Source organism: Collinsella sp. MSK.8.10 (genome assembly GCF_019041915.1).
Classification (GTDB): domain Bacteria; phylum Actinomycetota; class Coriobacteriia; order Coriobacteriales; family Coriobacteriaceae; genus Collinsella.
In genome coordinates this window covers 189,421-210,300 of record NZ_JAHPYF010000001.1, presented here as the reverse complement: position 1 = coordinate 210,300, position 20,880 = coordinate 189,421, and the positions used below count along the sequence as shown (strand labels likewise).

The window sequence follows — 20,880 nt, the reverse complement described above, 5'->3', positions numbered from 1 at the left end:
CTACGCCTCGCCCAGCTTGGGCCCGAAGACGCGCTCGACGTATGCCTCCAGCGTGCCCTCCTTGGCGAGCTCCGCGGCGTCCGCGAGCTCGAAGTTAGAGTCACATCCTTGGCCGACCTCGTCGTGGAAACCCAGGATGAAGTGGGTGGCAATCTCGTAGATAATCTTGGTGGGCGCGATGCCGAACACCTGATGCTCCAGGATGTGGTCCAAACGCTCGCGGTCGTCCGGGAAGGCGGCCTTCATGCCCTCGCTTCGGTACAGGCGCTTGATGATCTCGGTGATGTAGAGGCCAGACTTCATATACAGGTCGGCGAAGGTGTGGCTCGGGTCATCGAAGCAGCCCGGGTTCTCCTTCTCGAAGAGGTCCACCATCTGAACCACGACGTTGCGCGGCGTGAAGATCTGATTGGTCTTCTGGGGCGGCACGTAGTCGAAGATGTCCTCTGTCTGGGACTCGTCGAAGTAATTGGCCAGGCGTTCGCGCAGCTTGATGAACTCGCTCACGGAGTCGTTGAATACGACCTCGTCGAAGAGGTGCCCAACGAAGCGCTTTACCTCGCCGGTCTCGCCATCGGTGTAGTCGCCGCCATCACGCAAAAAGCGGAACTCATCAACGGTGATGCTCGTGACGTCCTGGAAGACGTCAGCGGGGATCACGGTGTCGAAGTTCGCGAGCGTCGTGCCCTCTTCGCCGTAGGCCATGAGGAACGACGGGATGGTACGCGAGAAGCCGCGCAGATGAGCGCGCACCTTGTCCTCGATGCCCTGCTTCTCGTCCTCTTTCTTCGCCGTCTCCACCTCGCGCACCACGGTCTCGCCGGCGCGTTGCACGAGCTCCTCGCGGGAGTCCTCGAGCTTCTGGGCGAGCGTCTGGAACGCCTCCGCTTTCTGCTCGTCATGGCGCTTGTTCACCTCGGCGCGCTCGGTCTCGCTTGTCGCCGCCTTGAGCTCGTCCTTGCGCGACTGCTCGATGCGGCGCGCCTGAATCTGGTAGTTGCCGACCTGGCGGTTGAGTTGGATGTCGGCGTCCGCCTGGACCTTGCGCTCGATCTGCTGCTGCTGGCGCGGCTTGAGCTCGCTGCCGTAGCTCTCCTTGGCGGCCTGTACCAGAGGCGCGGTCACGCTCTGCTTGAAGGCCTCCTTGAGGTTGTCGAGCATCACCCGATCGTCGTCATCGGCCTCGTGGGCTTTCGCGATGTCGTCCATGTGGCCTGAGAATTCGACGGCGATGTCGCCGTAGACCTTCGGCCCGAAGATGTCCGCAGCCTTGCCTACGACCTGCTCGTCGGGAATCTCCACCTCGCCCTCGTCGTTGATGGAGAGCTCGTCGGCCGTGCCCTCATCGATCTCGACCTTGTTCTTCTCGGCGTTCTGTGCCTTGCCCTGCTCGTAGGGATCGAAGCGCTGGATGATCTCCACGACCTCTGCCGGCGCGCGGAAGACGCTCGCGATGTTCTGGAACAGGAAGTTGCTCATAAAGCCGCGCCTGACCACCTCGCGGGCATGGATGCGCCTCGGCACGCTGAGCACCTGCTCGGCGTCGAGCTCGACCATCTGCCCCTCTTCGTCCTCGCCGTAGACGGGGAAGAAGTTCAGCAACTGACGGATATGGCGCTCGCGCGTTTCGACATCGCCGCCGCCGCGCGCGGTCTCGCCGTACAGGTCGTTGGCGAACTGCTCAAAGATAGTAAGCGTGCGCGCCGGGTCGAAGTCGAAGACGTAGGCGTTCTCCTTGCGCGCGTAGTTGCCGCCGCCCAGGTCGAACAGGCACGGGTTCTGGCTGCGGAAGGCCGCCTGCATGTACAGTGCGGGGCTCGCCATGTTCGAGAGCATGAGCACGGCGGTCCACTCCGGCACGGTCACGCCCGTGGTCAGCTGGCCGACCGAAAGGGTGATGGTCCTGTCGTGGTCCTTGATCGCGCGGCGTACCTTGTCGAGCGATTTCTCGTTCTCGTCATCGGCGTCGATCTTGCCGTCGCCAGCAGCGAGTACCACCTCGTAATCCTTGAAGACGGGGTGCGCCTGCAGCTTCTTGGCGAGGGCGCGGGCGGAGTCGACGCGGTTGAGCATCCAGAACGTGTGACGCAGCTCGTCGCGCAGCCCGGGTGTCGAGAACGGGAACTTCTCCTGCGTGGTGAGCGCGTCGAGGAACTTATCCACGTCGGCGTCGTGCACGAAGCCGCCGTTGTGCTTGGTCGAGAAGAACTCGTTGAGGTCGAAGGCGAACTCGGTCTGCTCGCCATCAATCTCCATGCCGCCGCGGGCCTCCTGCTCGACGATGTCGCTCATCTGGTAGGTGAGCAGGTTGAGCTTGGGGAGGTTGGCGTAGGGGTTCGGCTGCTCAGAGTCGGCAGGCCAGTCACGCTTGGCCTGCTGCTCGTCGGCATAGGTCCAGTTGTAGATGGCGTCGTCGGCGAACTTCTCGTTTGCGATGGCCTTGAAGGGCGTGCCAGAGAGGTGCAGCGTGAAGCGGCGCTTGATGTGGTCGAATGCCACGTCGGTCTTGAAGGTGTCCACGCCCTCGTGTGCCTCGTCGATGATGAGCACGTCCCAGGTGAGGTCGGCCACCTCGTCGAGCTTCTGGTACACGCCGCCGAAGCGGATGGAGCCCTTGAGGTCCTGAAGGCTCACGAACTCGATGAACCCCTTGGGGCCTTCCGGGTCGTTGCGGATGGCGCGCAGGTACTCCTCGCGGCTGAGGCAGTAGGGCTTGCCGGTCAGAGCGTCCACGCCGCTGATGAAGCGGTAGCCGCCCTCCAAGCCCACGAACTTCACGTAGTCGTCGTACCAGGAGTTGGCGATGGCAGGGCGGTTGGTGACGATGAGCACCTTCTGCGCGCCGATACTGCGGCACAGGTCGTATGCGGTGAGCGTCTTGCCGAAGCGCGGCTTGGCGTTCCACAGGAACTCGCCGCCGTGCGCGCCGCCCTCGTCCCAATGGGCGCGGGCGAAGGCTCCCGTCTGCTCCACTGCGCGCTGCTGCTCGGCGCGCAGGGTGTAGGAGGCAGCGCCGGGTGCGTCCAGCACGCCGTCGGTGTCGCGGAACCGGTAGAACTGCTGGTGAGACTCCTCGCCGCTAATCTTGAACCATTCCTTCTTGGGTTCGCGCTCGACGCCCTGCTTCTCGAGGTAGGCGTGGAAGTCGGTGTCATGGAACGTGCCCGCACGGTGCTCCCACGTGGCGTTGCCGCTCCACTCCAGATGCCACTGCACGTCGGCGGTGTGCGTTTGCTGTTTGATTCGCTCGCGCACGTCCTGCTCGGTGTAGCCGATCTTGGTCCAGCCGTTGTGGCGGACGATCTCGGGCGTGGTGTAGGCATAGATCTGCGGCACCGCGGGAGCGGTGGTCTCGATGATCTGGGAGATGTCGATGCTCGCCATTGCTAGTCCATCTCCTTCACATGGGATTCGATGAACTGAATCTCCTCGTCGTCGAGGCCGTACTTCGCATAGAGCTGACGGTCGATGTCAGCAACAGACTGCGACCAATCGATGTCGGAGTCAGAAGTAAAGTCCTGTAGGGGGACATACTTCCATTTTGGTGCGGGATTGTGCTGCGTAATCTTCAGAATTCCGAGCATGGTCCGAGCGAACTTCGATTTTATGTATTTGAGGAGAGCCGTAGCTTCCGCTTCGGAATTGAAACTGCCAATGCTTATGAAGGACTGCGTATGCCCTATTAAGGGCCGCCCTATTAAGGGCGTAGAAAGCACTTCTCCAAGCGCGCCCGATCCGTTGGCGGCAGGAACAAGTACTTTCCATTTGTCGAGGTTCGGATGCGGAGCGATATATCTGGCGGAAATGAACTTGTAAGCTCTTCCGGCGCGACCTCTGCCAAAGATTCTGATGCAACTATCTCCGTCGCCAGGCATCTCGTCAAAGAAAACTACATTGTTAAGGTTGTCGAGAACGTTTGTCTTAAGGTCATAGTCGTGGTTCTTGCTCAACAGACCATGGTCGTCGTCAACATAACGAATCTCGGGATGGTCTTCGTGCATGGCTTCAGTGAAGTGGTAGCTATCGGCCGCGAAGATGATATCGCCGAGGGGTTGGATGCCATGTTTTACAACCTTCTCTTTGATGGTACGAAGCTCATCGAAATGTGTGAACACTTCTATCGCACCGAAATCCCGATCAGCATCTCGATAGGTAACGGCAACACCGCCCTTGATGTCGGTATTCGGAAAGGCGCTGGACGCATCCGCTTTATAGCTCATCACTTTGAAATGGGGGTCGTTAAGCATCTTCCTGTTCCAGGCCTTTGGGGTTGAGCCGGCGTCAAATAGGAATCTAGCGGGAGTGACAAGCTCCACCTTGTCGGAAACCTTGAACGCCGAGTCCATAAACTCGTGATAGATGGGCGGTGCATAGGTCTTATTGCCAGAATCTTGTTCCGCCACTGAAAGCTGATATGGGGATTACCGATTACCGCATAGAACTTCTTTCCCATAATTGCTGCCTCACCTTTCAATGCGGCGAACTCGAAGGGCTCGCCGTTCTGCCAGTCGTATATCACGCAGAGGGGAACCGTTTCCCTTGGCTCCTCTTCTTTGGTCTCTTCGGTTGTCTCGTCGGGGAATACGTCATCGAACAGGTCGAAAAGCGACGGTTGCATCGGCTCCGGCTCGGGCTCCTCGAACGTCCCCAGGGTCGACTCCACCTCGGCGCCCATCTTGTTGGTGGGCACGGCGTCTGTGAAGCCGTTCATCTGCCAGAAGTTCCAGGAAACGATCCATGCCGCCTGCTCGAGCTCGTCCTGTTGGGGGCCCGACCCCCAGCGATTGCGGAGATGCTCGACGAACGTCTCGAGCACATTGACGCGAGCAATAAGCAGGTTGTCGCCCTGGTACTCGAAGCCGTACGTCGCGCGCAGCGCGTCGAGGGCCCGGCGCACCCATTCCTTGCGAGTCTTGGTCTTCTCGGTCACAACGCGAAGCTTGCGGTCAAGGAAGCCTACGCGCTCGCTTACGGGTAGCTCGTCTCCCGTCACGGTGTCGTAGCGCGAGCACACAAACGGCGCCTCGCCACACGTGATCTCGAGCCGCGTAGCCTCCACGTATGCGCGCCAGCCGTGTCCCTTTGACTTTGGAAATTCGATTGGATCACTAGTCGGCGTCCATGTATTGGCGCCATCATCCGCAACGATCTCGGTGTTGAAGACATCGCGCCGGCCGAACCAAGCCTCGTCCAAGTCGTTGTTCATCTGATTGCACAGCCATGACGGGGTGAACACCTCGGCGCGGCTCTTGGTGCGCTGGGATTGCTTCTCCTGCTCTTTGGCGATGCGCGGCTTGATGACGCCGGAGTTCATGCCCGTGATCTTCTCGACGGTCATCTCGTCATCGCCCATGTAGCCGTCGCCTAGGGCCTCGTATTCGTTGTCGGCCCATATGATGTTGCGCCCCGTAGTGCGGTCGCACAGCAACGTCTTGAGAATGAAAGTCGGGTATCGGCGGTCGAAGGACTCTATGAAGCCTTCGACCGAGATGTCGTGCATTGGCTCCGTCACGGGCTATTGTCCCTTCTTCGCGAGCTCTTCGATCATGCAAGTGCGCACAAAGGCGGAGAAGCTCATGCCGCGAAGGGCAGCCTCCTCCTTCGCCGCGTCGCGCAGGGTGTCGGGGATGCGCAGGGTCACAGATACCTGGTCGCCGTTTACCAGGAAGCTCCTGATCTCGGTCTCGCCGGGGTTACCCTTGATGAGCTCCTTATAGCCGTTAGACATTCGCGCCTCTATCCCTCGAAATGCAATACAAATGCGTTTTCTGAATTATAACGCAGCGGTACGCCGCGGCACTGGGAATAGGGGGACATCAGCCGCTCGGACACAATGCGACACCGGGCGGCGGAGAAGATCATCCGGCCGGAATCAAGGAACAGTTTCCGGACCGGGTTTCGTTCCTCAGTTATCGCGCGGTTTGACTTTGGCCCGCTCCTCCGCATAGAGGACCTCGTTCTGAGCCTCCAGGATGCGCGCCGCGTCGCCGATGCGCTCGGCACACCTCTCGCTTATAGACCTCAGGGCCAGGACCCCCTCGACGTCGAGCGGGTCCAGCTGGTCGGCGTGAGCCAGGGACTCGAGCAGCTGGTCCAGGCCCCTCGCCAGCCTCCCGGCATCTGCCACCGCGTCGAGCAGTTCGAGGCGCTATATCTTTTCTTCGTAACCCAACATCTGCTTGTCTCCTTCTCTCAATGCTCATGTACGGTAAGGAAGCAAGCAACCGAAAACAAGAGATAGACCGCCAGCACTACACTATTCCGAACCAAAGACCAAAAGATAAGCATTGTGGGAAAATCTAAACTTTTGGATTTTCCTACAATGCCAACTACGGCGGAATCCCTCCCACTCCTTATATCTTTCTGTATACATTGAATTTGTATTTAGTAAAATGCAGACAACACCACGGATCGGCTTTTGGTTGGACAATTCCAACCAAACACCACAGCAGACAGCAGAAAACATTCTGAACGCTAGGAAGCCGGTATGATTGTTACATATAAGGGGAAGAAAAATTTCTTTTAGGTACTTGCTTTCCTAAAACTGATGTGATACAATGATTTAATACAGAAAAGGAGTAAAAAATATGCGGCAAGGTATTCTTAAATAAAATTTGATAATGGGCGCAAAAATGATTGCCCCTTGCAGGGGCTTAGTTTTTGTACCCAATTTAAGAATACTTTTGCCTTTTTAGTAAATATCGTGACGGACAGCGGCTCATGTAAGCCGTCATACTTCTGTTTGTCCGAAGTCATGATCCCCAGCGGTAAAAGTATTAGCCGCTGGGGATTTTTGCGCCCATTTGGGCCTTGTATGGAGGATAGACATGAACATTATCAATATCGGGATTCTTGCCCATGTAGACGCTGGAAAGACAACCTTGACGGAGAGCCTGCTATATGCCAGCGGAGCCATTTCAGAACCGGGGAGCGTCGAAAAAGGGACAACGAGGACGGACACCATGCTTTTGGAGCGGCAGCGTGGGATTACCATTCAAGCGGCAGTCACTTCCTTCCAGTGGCACAGATGTAAAGTCAACATTGTGGATACGCCCGGCCACATGGATTTTTTGGCGGAGGTGTACCGCTCTTTGGCTGTTTTAGATGGGGCCATCTTGGTGATCTCCGCTAAAGATGGTGTGCAGGCCCAGACCCGTATTCTGTTCCATGCCCTGCGGAAAATGGACATTCCCACCGTTATCTTTATCAATAAGATCGACCAGGCTGGCGTTGATTTGCAGGGCGTGTATCAGTCTGTTCGGGATAAGCTCTCCGCCGATATTATCATCAAGCAGACGGTGTCGCTGTCCCCGGAAATAGTCCTGGAGGAAAATACCGACATAGAAGCATGGGATGCGGTCATCGAAAATAACGATGAATTATTGGAAAAGTATATCGCAGGAGAACCAATCAGCCGGGAAGAACTTGCGCAGGAGGAACAGCGGCGGGTTCAAGACGCCTCCCTGTTCCCGGTCTATCATGGCAGCGCCAAAAAGGGCCTTGGCATTCAACCGTTGATGGATGCGGTGACAGGGCTGTTCCAACCGATTGGGGAACAGGGGAGCGACGCCCTATGCGGCAGCGTTTTCAAGGTGGAGTATACAGATTGTGGCCAGCGGCTCATCTATTTGCGGCTATACAGCGGAACGCTGCGCCTGCGGGATACGGTGGCTCTGGCCGGGAGAGAAAAGCTGAAAATCACAGAGATGCGTATTCCATCCAAAGGGGAAATTGTTCGGACAGACACCGCTTATCCGGGTGAAATTGTTATCCTTCCCAGCGACAGCGTGAGGTTAAACGATGTATTAGGGGACCCAACCCGGCTCCCTCGTAAAAGGTGGCGCGAGGACCCCCTCCCCATGCTGCGGACGACGATTGCGCCGAAAACGGCAGCGCAAAGAGAACGGCTGCTGGACGCTCTTACGCAACTTGCGGATACTGACCCGCTTTTGCGCTGCGAAGTGGATTCCATCACCCATGAGATCATTCTTTCTTTTTTGGGCCGGGTGCAGTTGGAGGTTGTTTCCGCTTTGCTGTCGGAAAAATACAAGCTTGAAACAGTGGTAAAGGAACCCTCCCTCATTTATATGGAGCGGCCGCTCAAAGCAGCCAGCCACACCATCCATATCGAGGTGCCGCCCAACCCGTTTTGGGCATCCATAGGACTGTCTGTTACACCACTCCCGCTTGGCTCCGGTGTACAATACGAGAGCCGGGTTTCGCTGGGATACTTGAACCAGAGTTTTCAAAACGCTGTCAGGGATGGTATCCGTTACGGGCTGGAGCAGGGCTTGTTCGGCTGGAACGTAACGGACTGTAAGATTTGCTTTGAATACGGGCTTTATTACAGTCCGGTCAGCACGCCGGCGGACTTCCGCTCATTGGCCCCGATTGTATTGGAACAGGCATTGAAGGAATCGGGGACGCAGCTGCTGGAACCTTATCTCTCCTTCACCCTCTATGCGCCCCAGGAATACCTTTCCAGGGCTTATCATGATGCACCGAAATACTGTGCCACCATCGAAACGGCCCAGGTAAAAAAGGATGAAGTTGTCTTTACTGGCGAGATTCCCGCCCGCTGTATACAGGCATACCGTACTGATCTGGCCTTTTACACCAACGGGCGGAGCGTATGCCTTACAGAGCTGAAAGGATATCAGGCCGCTGTCGGTCAGCCGGTCATCCAGCCCCGCCGTCCAAACAGCCGCCTGGACAAGGTGCGCCATATGTTTCAGAAGGTAATGTAAAGATACCTACCGTCAACGCCGAGAAATTTATGGGCATTGTCCGCAAGCACCTTGCCTTTGAAGAACTGACCCCCACTCTCTTGCGGGAAATGATCGAGAAAATTGTGGTGCATGAGTGCAGCTATGATGAGAACGGCACCCGCAGGCAGGACATTGAGATTTATTACAGCTTTGTCGGCAAGATTGACTTGCCCGAATAACCGCCCGACCTATCCGACACAATGGCCAAGTGTCGGATAGGAACGGCAAAATTTTTTGCACTTCTATTGCTTCTTTATCACACATAAGCAAACGGACGTGTCGCGCAGCACCGTAGCCGTTCCGCGCAACGAAAAGCCTCACCGCCAGCGATCTCGTGCGCACATCGGCCGCAAGCGGCACGGGAGAGGCCGTCCCGATTAGGGTAGCGGCGCCGCGACTCGGAAACGCGCCTCCGTCCTCCACGCGACGTCCCGACGTAACCCTCGCGAGCGCCCCGGCAACCGCCGACGGGCCGCATCCCATGCCCGGAGGGTCTCGGCGCCCATGGCCGGTTCCATGCCGCACGCCTCCGCCCCTCCGACCCGAAACCCGCCCCGGCGCTCCTTGGACGCGCAGGGTCGCACGCCGGCAGGCGGCCCGCAAGGGCCGCGACACTTTTTCGGGTTCTTCGCCCCATGCGCTGCGCGCGCGAACAACGCGAAAAACTGACGTCGGGAGATTTCTACAACCACGTCCGACTTCGTTTCCTCCCTTGCCGGCACGCCCGCGCTGCATGCGACTCACGCGACGCAAGGCACGCCACAGGGGCGGGCCTCAGAGTCTAAGGAGCAAGACATGAACGACATGAAGGAAAAGGCGATGGGCGCGGTCAAGGCCTTCCTCGAGCGCAAGGGCTACGAGATCGTCGACGAGGCCTGGCAGGGGCCCGAGGGTATCGGCGGGATCGACCTCGTGGCGGTGGACGAGGACGGGACCCTGGTGTTCGTCGACGCCACGGCCCGGATCGGGACGGACGGCTTCCCCGAGGCCCACAGGGCGCGCGGGCTGCGCGAGGCGCTGGCGGCGACGTGGCTCGCCGGCAACGGCGACGACTACGCCGACACCCCGGTCCGCTTCGACGAGGTGGCGATGATGGTCGTCAAGGAGAACCGCGCGCTCCTGCGCCACCACGTCAACTGCTTCGGCGAGATGGAGCCGCTCTCCTAGGCGGCGCGCCCGGCCCCGGGCTCCCGGGGCCGGGTTTCCCCGAAACTCGGCCCCTGTACCACGAAAGCGTACATATCCGTACGTTTTCGTGGTACACTCCGCTTGTCGGACAAATCCGTACGATTTTGTCCCGACGCTCCGAGACTCGGGGCGCGCCGGACCGGATGCGGCGAGGCGCGCCCCACGCTAGAGAGGACGCGACCCATGCGCACGATAGCCATTTCCAACTACAAGGGCGGCGTCGGCAAGACGACGACCGCCGTGAACCTGGCGGCCATCTTCGCCGCCCGGGGCCTTCGGACCCTGCTCGTCGACCTCGACCCGCAGGCGTCGGCCACCGACTTCTTCGGCCTCTACGACCGGGCCGCCTCCGAGCGGCGCACATCGGTCGAGCTGCTCTACGGCGGCGCGCCCGTGGAGGAGATCGCCTACGCCGCCGGGGAGAACCTCGACGTGGTGGCCTCGACCATCGACCTCGTCGACCAGAACGAGATGCTCCTGCGCGAGCAGCGCCTCAAGTTCGCGCTCGACGACGCCTCGGGCTCCTACGACGTCTGCCTCATCGACTGCAGCCCCGTGATGCGCAGGCTCGCCTTCAACGCCTACCTCGCCGCCGCGGAGGGCGGCATGGTCGTCATCCCCGTGAAGCTCGACTCCACCGTGATGCGCGGCACGGCGCTCACCGTGGAGGCGACGCGCTCAATCGCGGACGCCCTGCGCATGCCCACGCCCAGATGGAAGATACTGCGCACCTGCGTGCCCGGCCGCATGACCAACGCCGAGACCACGGGCGCGGCCGTGCTCGACGGGTTCTTCCCAGACGAGCAGTTCGAGACGGTCATACACGCGAGCAGCAAGGTCTGCGAGGGCAGCTGGCAGTGGAAGCCGGTGGCCGCCTTCGAGCCGGGGAGCCGCCCCGCGCGCGACTACGAGGCCCTCGCCGACGAGGTGTACCGTGAGCTCGCCTAGCCAGGTGGCCGCGGGATTCACCATCACGGGGCTCCTCGACGGCGCGTCCCGCACCCGCGGGCGCTACCCGGTGTCCGAGATCGCGGTGGCCGACATCGCCGACCACCCGGCGAACGCCGCGTACTCCATGGACCCGGCCGGCATAGCCGAGCTCGCCGAGTCGATACGCCAGGACGGCCTCACCGACCTGCCGCTGGTGCGCAAGGTCGGAGACGGCTCGTGGCAGATGGTCTCCGGGCACCGCCGCAAGGCCGCCTACGCGCTGCTCGCCAAGGACGACCCCGCCTACGAGAGGATGCCCTGCCGCGTGATAGAGGGCATCGACGACGAGCGGGCGGTGACGCTGCTCCACGCCGCGAACTACTTCACCCGCGCGCTCACCGTGACCGAGCGCGCCGCCGCGACCGAGGCGCTCAGGGGCGACGCCGTGCGCCTGCGCTCCGAGGACCCGTCGCTTTCCGGCATGCGCGTCGACGACGTGAAGGCCGCCATCATCGAGCGGCAGACGGGCCGCAAGGTCTCCGGCAAGACCATCGCGCGCGAGGAGAGGCTTGCCCGCAGGATCGCCGAGGACCTCTCGCCCGAGTGGGCCGCCGAGGCCGACCGAGGCAACCTCAGCGCCGAGGCGGTGCGCTCGCTCGCGGGCATGCCGAAGGAGCGCCAGGCGGAGATGCACGCCGCGATGGAGCCCTGGCGGCGCACCAAGCGGGAGCTCTCCGACTACGTGAGGAGCGAGAGCAAAACGCAGGCCGGCCCCGACGGGCGCATCGCGAAGGCCGCGAGGCTCGTGGCCGACTTCCTCGAGAGCCCGCCCGAGAGCCCGAGCGCTGCCGACCTCTCGCTGCTGCGGGAGATGGCGCTCATGACCGCGCCCTACGCGGAGGCGGGCGCAGGAGCCCGGAAGGTCCGAAGAAGGGCCTCGCATTCGAAATCCAGCAAGTAGCCTATGGCGTCCGACATCGCGTCGGGCGTCCATAGCACTTGGGGACCGGGCGGCCTCGGACCCGTCATGCCGCGGGCCGTTGGGGAGCCCGCTTACGCGAGGCCCGGTCCCAGAGGCGGCGCCCGAGCCGGGCCGCCGCCTGCGGGGGATCCCCCGCGCCCCTAGAGAGACGCGCCCGCCGCGCGGCGGGCCCGAGGAAAGGAATCCGCAATGGAAGATAGCACCGGCGGCGCCGGGGGCAAGGAGCGCCGCGTCACGTTCCGCATGGAGGGAGGCGACTACGACGCGCTCTGCGAGCGGTGCGAGCGCGCGGGCCTAAGCAAGTCGGAGTACCTGCGCTACCTCGTGCGCATACCGCTGGCGACGGAGGCGAACGCGGGAGACGAGCACCGCATACTCGTCGACCGGAAGGCCCTGTGGGCGATGTCGCGCGAGCTCACGAAGTGGGGCTACCACTACAACCAGGCCGTGCACGCGATGAACCTCATCAACTTCCACGCGCGCCACGGGCACGTCGACCGCGACCTCGTCGCGGAGAGCGTCCCGACGATCGAGCGCGAGCTCGCCGACGTGAACGCCGCGGCCCGCGAGATGGCGGCGGAGCTCGGTCGCATCGGCGCCGACTCGCTCGTGGAGGGCTCGCCATGCCGATCCTGAAGCCGATAAGCGGCCACGGCTCGACCGGAGGCATCCGCCGCTACCTCGAGAAGGGAGGCCGCGCCCTCGCGCGCGACCTGTTCAACCTGAGCTACGACGAGCGCGACGCCGGCGCGCTGGGGGAAGGCGCCAAGGAGGCCTGCGCCTGGGACGCCGAGATGGACGCCACGCGCGCCGCGTTCGGCACGGACGCACCCTGGCGGGGCAAGCCCGCGCGCACGTTCAAGCACTTCGTGCTCTCGCCTGACCCTGGCGACGACATCGACCTGGCGGCGCTGCGCGAGCTCGCGTGCTCGTGGGCGCTCAAGCACTTCGGCGACCACGAGATCGCCATCGTCTACCACGACGACAACGCCCGCGGCATACCGCACGCGCACATCGTCGTGAACAACGCGAACCTCCGCACCGGCTACCGCATGCAGACCCAGCATCCCGAGGACCTCAACCGGGACCTACAGGACATGGCCCGCGAGCGCGGGCTGTCGGGTCTCTCCAACGACCGGGCGCCCGAATCCCCCTCAAAGGCGCGCGGGCATGCTGGCGCGGGCGGGCCCAGGAGCCGCAGGAGCGTCTACCTGGGCCGGGCCGAGAAGGAGATCATGCGCTCGGGCGGCTACTCGTGGGTCGGCGACATCCGCGCCCGCGTCGCGCTCGCCAAGACCACGGCGCGCGACGAGGCGGAGTTCCTCGGCATCCTCGACGCCCTGGGCGTGCACGTCGCCGACAACTCGGCCAAGGCGCGGCGGGACGACTGGGTGTTCAGCCTGGCCGAGGAGCCGTCCAAGAAGGTAAGCGGCGAGCGCCTGGGGTTCGCCTACGGCAAGGAGATGCTGCGCCGCCGCTTCGAGCGCGAGGGGGCCTACCGTCCCACGGACGCGAGCGCCGCGCGCATCCGCGAGGCCGCCGAGCGGGCTCTCGAGCTCAACGACCTCTCGGAGCTGAGCAGGCTCTCCTCGGCGCTCGAGACCTGCGCGAAGTTCGACGTCGAGTCCATCGAGGAGTTCGGGCTCAGGATGGCGACGCTCGAGCGCCGCGGCCAGGCGGGCGGCGAGGGGTACCGCCGCCTCGAGGCTGCGCGCGCCTACATGGCCGAGAACGGTCTCATGCCCCTCAAGACCCGCTACGGGGACGATGGCGGGCGCGGTGCGGCCGAGGGAAGCTCGCGCGACGGGCGCCGCGAGGACGAGCGACAGCGCATCCTCGCCGCCGAGCGCCAGCGGGCCCAGCAGGACCAGCGCAGGGAGAGGGGCCGGAGATGATGGTGAGGATAGAGTACGAGGGCGGCAGGACGACGCTGTTCGACACGCTCTCGTTCACGGAGGGGTCGCCGTTCTCCGGCGCGAACATGCTCACGGAGTTCGAGCTCGAGATGCGCGAGGAGCCCGAGAAGGGGCTCTGGCTCACGGCGAACTGGCACCAGGTGCGCGACGACTGGCGCGCCGACGCGCCCGCGGACGGCATCCCGGCGGCGCGCAGGTCCCGCGGGTGGCGCTTCATGCTGGCCTCGGAGGCCGAGCTCGGACACGCCCGCCGCGTCCTGCTCGACGGGGACGAGGCGTTCGCCCGGGTGCGGGGGTACCTGTGCGACGCGGCAGCGATCGGCGCCTGCTACCGCGAGCACGTGGGCCCTCCCTCAAAACCGCTGAAGTCGCAGATAAGGGACCTGCAGCGCGCGCTGGGGAGGGCGGAGGTCCCGGGCGTGCCCGACGAGCTGGCGAGGCTGCTCGCGGAAGAGAAGGAAGAGGGCGCCGACGAGGGCGCCCGCAAGGTCAATGAAGATTGGGGTGACGTCGATGAAGAGGCTTGGTAGGTTTCTCATGGCGGCGCTTAAGGTCACGCTGAGCTTTTTCGTCTGGCTGTTCCGCGCCGTGTTCAAATGGGTGATGTAGTAAGAGGCGGGCAATTGCCCGCCTCTTTGTCTTTCCTAATCTGTCTGATCGTCGATGAGCCAGCAGTCGGTCCCATCAGTGAGCAGCGTCCTGGCTGACCGGGATACCGCCGCGATGCGTTGGATTTCGCCTTTTCGATCTTCGGCCTCGGACCTCAGCTTCGACTCTCCGGAGCGTAGGCTCGCGCGCATCTCGACCTTAGCTTCGAGGAGTTGCTCTTTTGCGGCGGCTCTGGGCGTCTGAGAGACCAGCCTCTTGAGGGCGTTCCCCTGGGCTCCGCGCGGAAGCGCGATGGGCGCCCCTTTCATGCCCCCGATCTTCATCTCCATGAGCGCTGCGAGGACCTGCCTCTTTTTCAGAAAGCCCTGAGATTTGTCCAGGATCCGCTGCTCTTCGATGAGGGCGCTGCGGTCGTCCATGCTGCCGTCGTAGTACATGCGCGTCATGGCGAGCGCCGACAGGGCCTGGAGGCACCCCCCTTCGAGGCCTTTTGTCTCCATTCTGGGAATATATCCTGCTCATTTAGGGTTATTCGCGCTGAAAGATTTTGACTAGCTTGGTGTCCTTTATTTCGTAAATAATGTCTGCGACGTTCTCGACCAGCCTCTTATCGTGGGAGACGAACACTATCGTTCCGGCATAGGCGCTCATCATCTGCTCGAGGGCTTCGGCGCTCTTGATGTCCAGGTAATTTCCAGGCTCGTCCATGAGCAAGATGTTGTATCTGCCCAGCAGCATCTTCGCGAGCAGCAGCTTGATGACTTCGCCTCCCGAGAGAACGCCAACGTCCTTTGCCAGGTCACGCGGTCCGATTCCCATAGAGGCGAGGATGCTTCGGATTTCGGTCATGCTGTACTCGCAACCATCCTGCATGAACGAGATCGCAGACTGACGGGCGTCGAACTTGTAGCCTGTTTGCTCGAAGTAACCGATCTCTGCCTTGGGAGAGATGTTGATACCGTCGGCGCGTCGAGCGATTGCCTTCAGCAGGCTGGTCTTTCCTGTGCCGTTGCCACCGGTGATGGCCACTTTGGCACCGAGCGGTATCTCGAATTTCGCGTGGTCATAGAGCATGCAGTTGCCGAAGCTCAAGCTGAAATCGTCTGCCGAGATGGGAAATTTACTATGCAGTTCCAGGGCCTTGCTCTGGCGGAACCGCACGGTGCGAATGCTGTCGGGGGCCTCAATCCCTTCGAGCGCTTCGAGGCGCTTCTCCATGTCCTTAGCCGCCTGGTACATCCTCTTCTGTTTGGTGCCGGTTGCTTTCTGATGCCCCAATCGACCTGCATACTCGTTGCTTTTCTTTGCGCCCTTCTGCTTGGCGTCGACCTGCCGTGCTTTTTTCCGTTGTTTTTCGATGGCGGCTTCAAGGCGCTCGCGCTCGCGCATCGCCTCTTCGTATCGAGCCGCCTGAACTTTGCGCTCTTCTTCTTTCTGTCGCAGATAGTCGGAGTAGTCACCCCAGAATTCGGAAATACCGCCGTCTTTGAGCTCCCAGATCTTGTCTACCACCTGGTCGAGAAAATGACGGTCATGGCTCACGATGAGCAGGGCCCCATCAAATGCCTTGAGTTGTCCGACGAGAAGGCTGATGCCGTCTTGGTCGAGGTGGCTCGTAGGCTCATCAGCAAAGATCGCGCTTGCATGCTGGGAGAGCGCAGAGGCAATCTTGGCGCGTGTTTCCTCTCCGCCGCTCATCGTCTCCTGCGCCACTCCGGCGACGTTGAGACGGGAGAGCATCTCACCGTTGTCCTGAGCCGCATCAAGGTCGAGTTCATCGAGCTGGCCGATGAGGGCAATGCTGCCGAAGCGCCTGACGTCGGCGTCCGCAATGGTAAGATTGCCGCTCAGAATTTTAAGCAGGCTGGTTTTGCCTGCGCCATTGTCTCCCACCAAGCCGATGCGATCGTAGGAGTAGATTTCCAACTCTTCGATATCCAGGATATCGCGGCCGGCATATTCCAAAAAGATGTCTTTAGCTTTGACTATGAGTTCCATAGGTTGAACCGCCTTTTGTGTATTAGCCTTTTACTGGAAGCGCAGCCATGCCAATAAAGAATCGTTCACGTCGATTTTTCGCCTTTGCCCAATTGCCGGCGCGAGCGTTTTGACCTTGCGCAAGCCGGCAAATCCGAAAATGATAGTTGGCGACGAATAAGGAGCGCGATGTGGGATGTCGGCGCAATACCTCGTCGTCGCAAGGGCTTGAAGGCTGACGCGCGAACCGATGGCTGCCGCCTCTTTTTTTCGAATACTTGGGCTATTGAATCCGCCCGGTATCTCTTTTCCCCACGTTTCGGACGCTCGGAGCAAGCAGCATAGCCATCGCAAGCAGTACCATGGTCGCTCCAGAGCCGACGAACCACAACGGAGCTCCAAGCATATCCGCAAAAACGGAGGGGGCCGCGAGGCCCATGGGCATGGCCCACGCCATGATGGTTCCGTAGAGGCCGAAAACGCGGCCTAGGTACTCAGGAGGTATCTGCTCCTGCATAAGGGCAGTCTGGGTTCCCGCGTACAACGGGGAGCATGCGCCCATAAGAAAGCTCACCGGCAGGAAAGCAGCGAACAGCGACGGGCCGAGCGATCCGGATACGATTGCGGCAATGCCGAAGCCGGCGATCGCGGCGACCATGGTGAGCGACCTATTGCGGAACCCTCCCGTAACCGCCAAGATGCCGGACCCAGCCAGCATGCCTGCGGAGAAAAGGATTTCCGCCAAAGCGGCATCCCCCGTGCTACCGCCAAAATGCCCCAAGGTCATTATTGGGAACAATGCCGCGAGCGGAGAGAACGCGAAAGCGAAGACGAACCCGCACCAAAGAAGGGCGAACAGCCCCCTGTATCCCCTGATCAGCTTGTAGCCGTCCGAAATCTCAGAGAAAAGTTCTCGAACTTTATTGGAAAAGGACGAGCTGCGGTCGGCTTCGTCGAGTCCTCCTGCGTCTATCTGAGCGGCGAGGACGGCTAGAGAAGCGAAAAGCGCCCCCAGCACGTCGAGGCCAATCATGGCGGTAATGCCCGCCACAGGATAAATCACTGCCGCGAGCGCGGCGCCAAGAATGTATCCGGCGGACTGAATCGCTTGCATCACTCCCGATAGGCGAACGAGATGCTCTGGCGGGGCGAGATGGGGCGTGAGGGATTGGGAGGCCGGCGTGTAGAACGAAGTGCCAGCTGCGCGGAGAAACAGGGCGATGAGTATTGACCACGCAGGTAAGCTGCCGGCCAACGAGGCAATCGCCAAGGCGGCGCCCACCGCGGCAACGAAGAGGTCGGCGCCGATGAGAACACGTTTCAAAGGCAGCCTGTCGACAACGGCGCCCGCAAGGACTCCGAACAAAGCAATCGGCAGAAAGCCTGCTAACGATGCCAGGGAGAGGAGGGAAGATGATCCTGTCGTGAGGGCGATATGCCAAATGAGACCCATTTGGAGAATCGAGCTCGTCAATGTCGACACGAGCTCCCCGCCCCATACGAAACAAAGCTTGAATTGCCATGAATGGCACAGCGAAACAGACCTGCGCCGAGAGGTTTCAAATATCATGGTTATGTCCAATCGTGAAATGGCGTGCAGAAAAACAGCGCGACGCCACAACAGCGCCGCTTTCTAGGCGCTCATCCACGTGCGGAAAAGACCAACCACGACACCCCTCCTTTGTTAATTCGGTCTGGCAAACCATGTAATATTAACGAGGCTTGAGTTTGCCTGTCAAGAATCGACCATCGGTAAGGGCAATCCTCTCTGGCCATTCGATTCCTTTTGTATCTATGGCTGCATAGGTGACCCGCCAGGGCTATTACGCGTGGAAGAGGCGCCTGCCGAGCTGGCCGATGAGGCGCTGAAGATGGCCCTGGTCAGGCGAAACGATCCCAAGGGATGCGTACATCATTCGGATAGTAAGAATGTTGCCAGCAGGTTTTGCGGCAACCGCAAAGGAGCCGTATCCTGCAGCTGGAATCACGTTGCAGCATCCTGACCCGCATTCCGATTGGCGGACGGCCCGCTTCGGCATCCTGACCAGCACAGCGATCGAGCCTTGTCATTCCTTGGATATGCCGGTTGCTCGGGGCGGTCCCGACGGAGGCCCTCGCCTCCCCGGTCCGTGACCCAAGAAGGGCAAGCATGCTGATCTGCATGGCTGGTTCCTCCTTTATGTAGACGACCATGCAAAGAAGGGACAACCGAGGAGGCAGGTTACTGATGCGGGCTCCCGCACGCCCATGACTACCCGACGGGCTGTTTTTCATCTCCGATGCCCGCATTGCAGCATGAACGAATGTGCCTCGACATCTCTGCTTGCATGGTACGACTGGGATCGCACCTCGACGCATCCTTGCGCATACTGCCTTCCAGGTTTCGAAACCGGGAAGGAGAGTGTATGTGAGCGACGATATCGGCGCCGATTCGACGCTCGAGAGGGAGATTGCGCCGATTCTATCCATCGGGGATGCATTCCCGAAGATTCTCATCACTCGCACGAGGCATGAGCCCCATACCCGGGAGGGCGTGCTCGTGCTGAATTTCGCGAGGTGGCTGCTTGGCGGGTAGGGTTCTGAACGTCGCATTGGGATATCGCGCGACAGGGCACGCAGGGCTGTTTGTGCCCGCACGGGAAACGCCGTCGCCATGCGGGCGGCCTGTCGTGTCCGATTAGCCTTTTGCTAAACAGGCTTACGCCAACTCATGGGCAAGCCACCTGAGACTATTCACTTTGCTTATCGTTGACAAAGACCTGTGGCCTGCGGTTTTGTGAACGGCTCGTAAGCCACCCGCGTCGACTCACTTACTGTTGAAGCTGGTGGCTTGCAGGCTCAAAGGCGGTTGAGTTTCAAAACGGGCGTTTTCGGCGATATCGAGCCTCCAAAGGCGGCTCTCCGTGCCCCTTTGGACAAAAATAAAAACTCAATACTCTGAGTTTGAAAATGGTTTTTGAAGTTGTCCCAGCTTTTGTCCCCGAAGCCGATGAAACGCGACGTCGCGTCATTCAGCGGCACTCACTTCGAGATGCCGCCGAAAACTGGGCGCAACTGGAGTGACGAGACGGCAAAACTATAACCACCGAGTGGGAGTAGGAAATTCGTCAGTTATGGGGGTATAAATCGTCGATTCTAACAAAAATACCCCAATAAATCTGATATTTGCTATACTGGCCCCAGTCGGGAGATTGGGGCCAGTATGCGTTTGTTCGAGCGCGGGGACTACCTCGAGAAGATCCGCGGGTTCTATCACGATGACGGCGTGATAAAGGTGCTCACCGGAGTGCGCCGGTGCGGCAAGTCGTGCCTCATGCAGACCATCGCCGAGGAGCTCAAGGAGACAGGGGTCCGGGAGGACCGCATCATCTACCTCGACCTCGATCGGTACGGCTTCCGCTCGGTGAAGACGCCAGACCAACTCGAGGCGCTGATTAAGCCCGCGCTCAAGATCGATGGCATAAAGTACCTCTTCATCGACGAGATACAGAACGTCGAGGGTTTCGAGGAGGTCGTGAACGAGTTCCGCGCCGAGGGCGGATTCTCCATCTTCATTACCGGCTCGAACTCCTACCTGCTCTCCGGTGAGCTGGCCACCAAGCTGACGGGGCGCTACGTCGAGTTCGAGGTGCAGACGCTCAGCTTCAAGGAGTACCAAGAGATGAAGCGCTTCCTTGGGCAGGCGGTCGATTCCAACCCCGTGGCCGAGCTCGACCGCTACATCCTTGAGGGAGGCTTTCCCAAGGCGCTCGACTATCCCAAGATGGCCGACAAGCGCGTCTACGTGGGCTCCGTTATCAGGGAGATTTTCGAGAAGGACATCCGCCGGCGCATGAAGGTGAAGAACGTCTCGGTCTTCAACCGGGTGCGCGACTACGTCATCAACAACTTCGGCGCGACGACCTCGCTCACGAACATCCTCTCGGACCTCGAGCAGCAGGGCGTTCGCATCAAGCGCGAGACGCTCAATCGCTACCTCCAGATACTCGAGGACGTCAAGATCATCAGCAAGTGCGCGCGCTTCGACATGAAGTCGCGCAAGTCTCTCCAGGGCGAGCAGAAGTACTACCTCGCCGACCTCAGCTTCTACTTCGCGCTCAACACGGACAACCGTATCAACTACGGGCCCGTGCTCGAGAACATCGTCTACAGCTACGCCAGGAGCCTGGGCTACGAGGTGAGCGTGGGGCGCATCGGCAAGCTCGAGTGCGACTTCGTCATGCGCTCGCCCGAGATGGAGTACGCCTACGTGCAGGTGGCGATGACCATCGTGAACGATCGGAAGACCGAGGACCGCGAGTACCGTCCGCTCGAGCAGATACGGGACAGCTGGCCGAAGTTCGTCATCACGCGCGGTGACCCCATCCAGCACCGCGGCGGCATCGTGCACGAGAACGTGACGGAGCTGATCGGGGAGGGGCGGACGTGCGGGATGGCACGGTCGAGCTCACCCTAAGATGTGAGTTGCTGAATCAGTGGAATCTCGTCATGGAGGATGGAAGAAAGATAG

The 20,880-nt window shown here is 60.8% G+C and carries 15 protein-coding genes and 2 pseudogenes; 10 read left to right on the top strand and 7 right to left on the bottom strand.

Annotated elements, in window-relative coordinates:
* The 4 genes and pseudogenes from KTF55_RS00870 to KTF55_RS00860 all read right to left on the bottom strand — a co-directional run bounded on the left by KTF55_RS00870 (window position 1) and on the right by KTF55_RS00860 (window position 5,728).
* Complete coding sequence (locus tag KTF55_RS00870; protein WP_217107596.1) at window positions 1–3,384, bottom strand: DEAD/DEAH box helicase; 3,384 nt, start codon at window positions 3,382–3,384, stop codon at window positions 1–3.
* A 2-nt stretch (window positions 3,385–3,386) separates the two neighbouring features.
* Window positions 3,387–4,247 (bottom strand): hypothetical protein, encoded by an 861-nt coding sequence (locus tag KTF55_RS00865; protein WP_371736606.1) that lies wholly within the window; start codon window positions 4,245–4,247, stop codon window positions 3,387–3,389.
* A gap of 24 nt (window positions 4,248–4,271) precedes the next feature.
* Window positions 4,272–4,346, bottom strand: a pseudogene (locus tag KTF55_RS10110) (hypothetical protein); the annotation flags it as partial.
* Between the two features lie 1,169 nt (window positions 4,347–5,515).
* Window positions 5,516–5,728: a YlcI/YnfO family protein gene (locus KTF55_RS00860; protein ID WP_172596416.1), complete on the bottom strand. Its 213-nt coding sequence runs from the start codon at window positions 5,726–5,728 to the stop codon at window positions 5,516–5,518.
* Between the two features lie 1,099 nt (window positions 5,729–6,827).
* Between KTF55_RS00860 and tet(W) the strand changes: the two genes are divergently transcribed.
* From tet(W) to KTF55_RS00820, 8 genes and pseudogenes are all read left to right on the top strand, one after another.
* On the top strand, window positions 6,828–8,747 hold the full coding sequence (gene tet(W) / locus KTF55_RS00855; RefSeq protein WP_217107597.1) for a TetM/TetW/TetO/TetS family tetracycline resistance ribosomal protection protein: 1,920 nt from the start codon (window positions 6,828–6,830) through the stop codon (window positions 8,745–8,747).
* A gap of 8 nt (window positions 8,748–8,755) precedes the next feature.
* Window positions 8,756–8,947: pseudogene (locus KTF55_RS00850) on the top strand (DUF4368 domain-containing protein); the annotation flags it as partial.
* Between the two features lie 616 nt (window positions 8,948–9,563).
* Window positions 9,564–9,935: a YraN family protein gene (locus KTF55_RS00845; protein ID WP_075279297.1), complete on the top strand. Its 372-nt coding sequence runs from the start codon at window positions 9,564–9,566 to the stop codon at window positions 9,933–9,935.
* Window positions 9,936–10,139: 204 nt separating this feature from the next.
* Window positions 10,140–10,904 (top strand): ParA family protein, encoded by a 765-nt coding sequence (locus KTF55_RS00840; protein WP_075279298.1) that lies wholly within the window; start codon window positions 10,140–10,142, stop codon window positions 10,902–10,904.
* Window positions 10,891–11,847 (top strand): ParB/RepB/Spo0J family partition protein, encoded by a 957-nt coding sequence (locus KTF55_RS00835; protein WP_101677773.1) that lies wholly within the window; start codon window positions 10,891–10,893, stop codon window positions 11,845–11,847. Before KTF55_RS00840 ends, KTF55_RS00835 begins: the two co-directional genes overlap by 14 nt.
* 210 nt (window positions 11,848–12,057) lie before the next feature.
* On the top strand, window positions 12,058–12,504 hold the full coding sequence (locus KTF55_RS00830) for a CopG family transcriptional regulator (RefSeq protein ID WP_217107598.1): 447 nt from the start codon (window positions 12,058–12,060) through the stop codon (window positions 12,502–12,504).
* Window positions 12,492–13,763: a relaxase/mobilization nuclease domain-containing protein gene (locus KTF55_RS00825; RefSeq protein WP_217107599.1), complete on the top strand. Its 1,272-nt coding sequence runs from the start codon at window positions 12,492–12,494 to the stop codon at window positions 13,761–13,763. The genes KTF55_RS00830 and KTF55_RS00825 overlap by 13 nt, the downstream gene beginning before the upstream one ends.
* The gene (locus KTF55_RS00820; RefSeq protein ID WP_217107600.1) at window positions 13,760–14,314 is read left to right on the top strand and encodes a hypothetical protein; all 555 of its coding nucleotides are present in this window, start codon (window positions 13,760–13,762) and stop codon (window positions 14,312–14,314) included. The genes KTF55_RS00825 and KTF55_RS00820 overlap by 4 nt, the downstream gene beginning before the upstream one ends.
* Window positions 14,315–14,428: 114 nt before the next feature.
* Here the strand turns inward: KTF55_RS00820 and KTF55_RS00815 are convergent, their stop codons facing one another.
* The 3 genes from KTF55_RS00815 to KTF55_RS00805 all read right to left on the bottom strand — a co-directional run bounded on the left by KTF55_RS00815 (window position 14,429) and on the right by KTF55_RS00805 (window position 17,940).
* Complete coding sequence (locus KTF55_RS00815; protein WP_217108517.1) at window positions 14,429–14,893, bottom strand: hypothetical protein; 465 nt, start codon at window positions 14,891–14,893, stop codon at window positions 14,429–14,431.
* A 28-nt stretch (window positions 14,894–14,921) separates the two neighbouring features.
* Window positions 14,922–16,391: a ribosomal protection-like ABC-F family protein gene (gene abc-f, locus KTF55_RS00810; protein WP_217107602.1), complete on the bottom strand. Its 1,470-nt coding sequence runs from the start codon at window positions 16,389–16,391 to the stop codon at window positions 14,922–14,924.
* Between the two features lie 262 nt (window positions 16,392–16,653).
* Window positions 16,654–17,940, bottom strand: a complete 1,287-nt coding sequence (locus tag KTF55_RS00805; protein WP_217107603.1) for an MFS transporter — start codon at window positions 17,938–17,940, stop codon at window positions 16,654–16,656.
* An 837-nt stretch (window positions 17,941–18,777) separates the two neighbouring features.
* Here KTF55_RS00805 and KTF55_RS00800 point away from each other — a divergent pair.
* Complete coding sequence (locus tag KTF55_RS00800) at window positions 18,778–18,945, top strand: hypothetical protein (protein WP_157966984.1); 168 nt, start codon at window positions 18,778–18,780, stop codon at window positions 18,943–18,945.
* A gap of 627 nt (window positions 18,946–19,572) precedes the next feature.
* Window positions 19,573–20,826, top strand: coding sequence for an ATP-binding protein (locus KTF55_RS00795; protein ID WP_217107604.1), 1,254 nt, complete (start codon window positions 19,573–19,575; stop codon window positions 20,824–20,826).
* The last annotated feature ends 54 nt before the right edge of the window (window positions 20,827–20,880 follow it).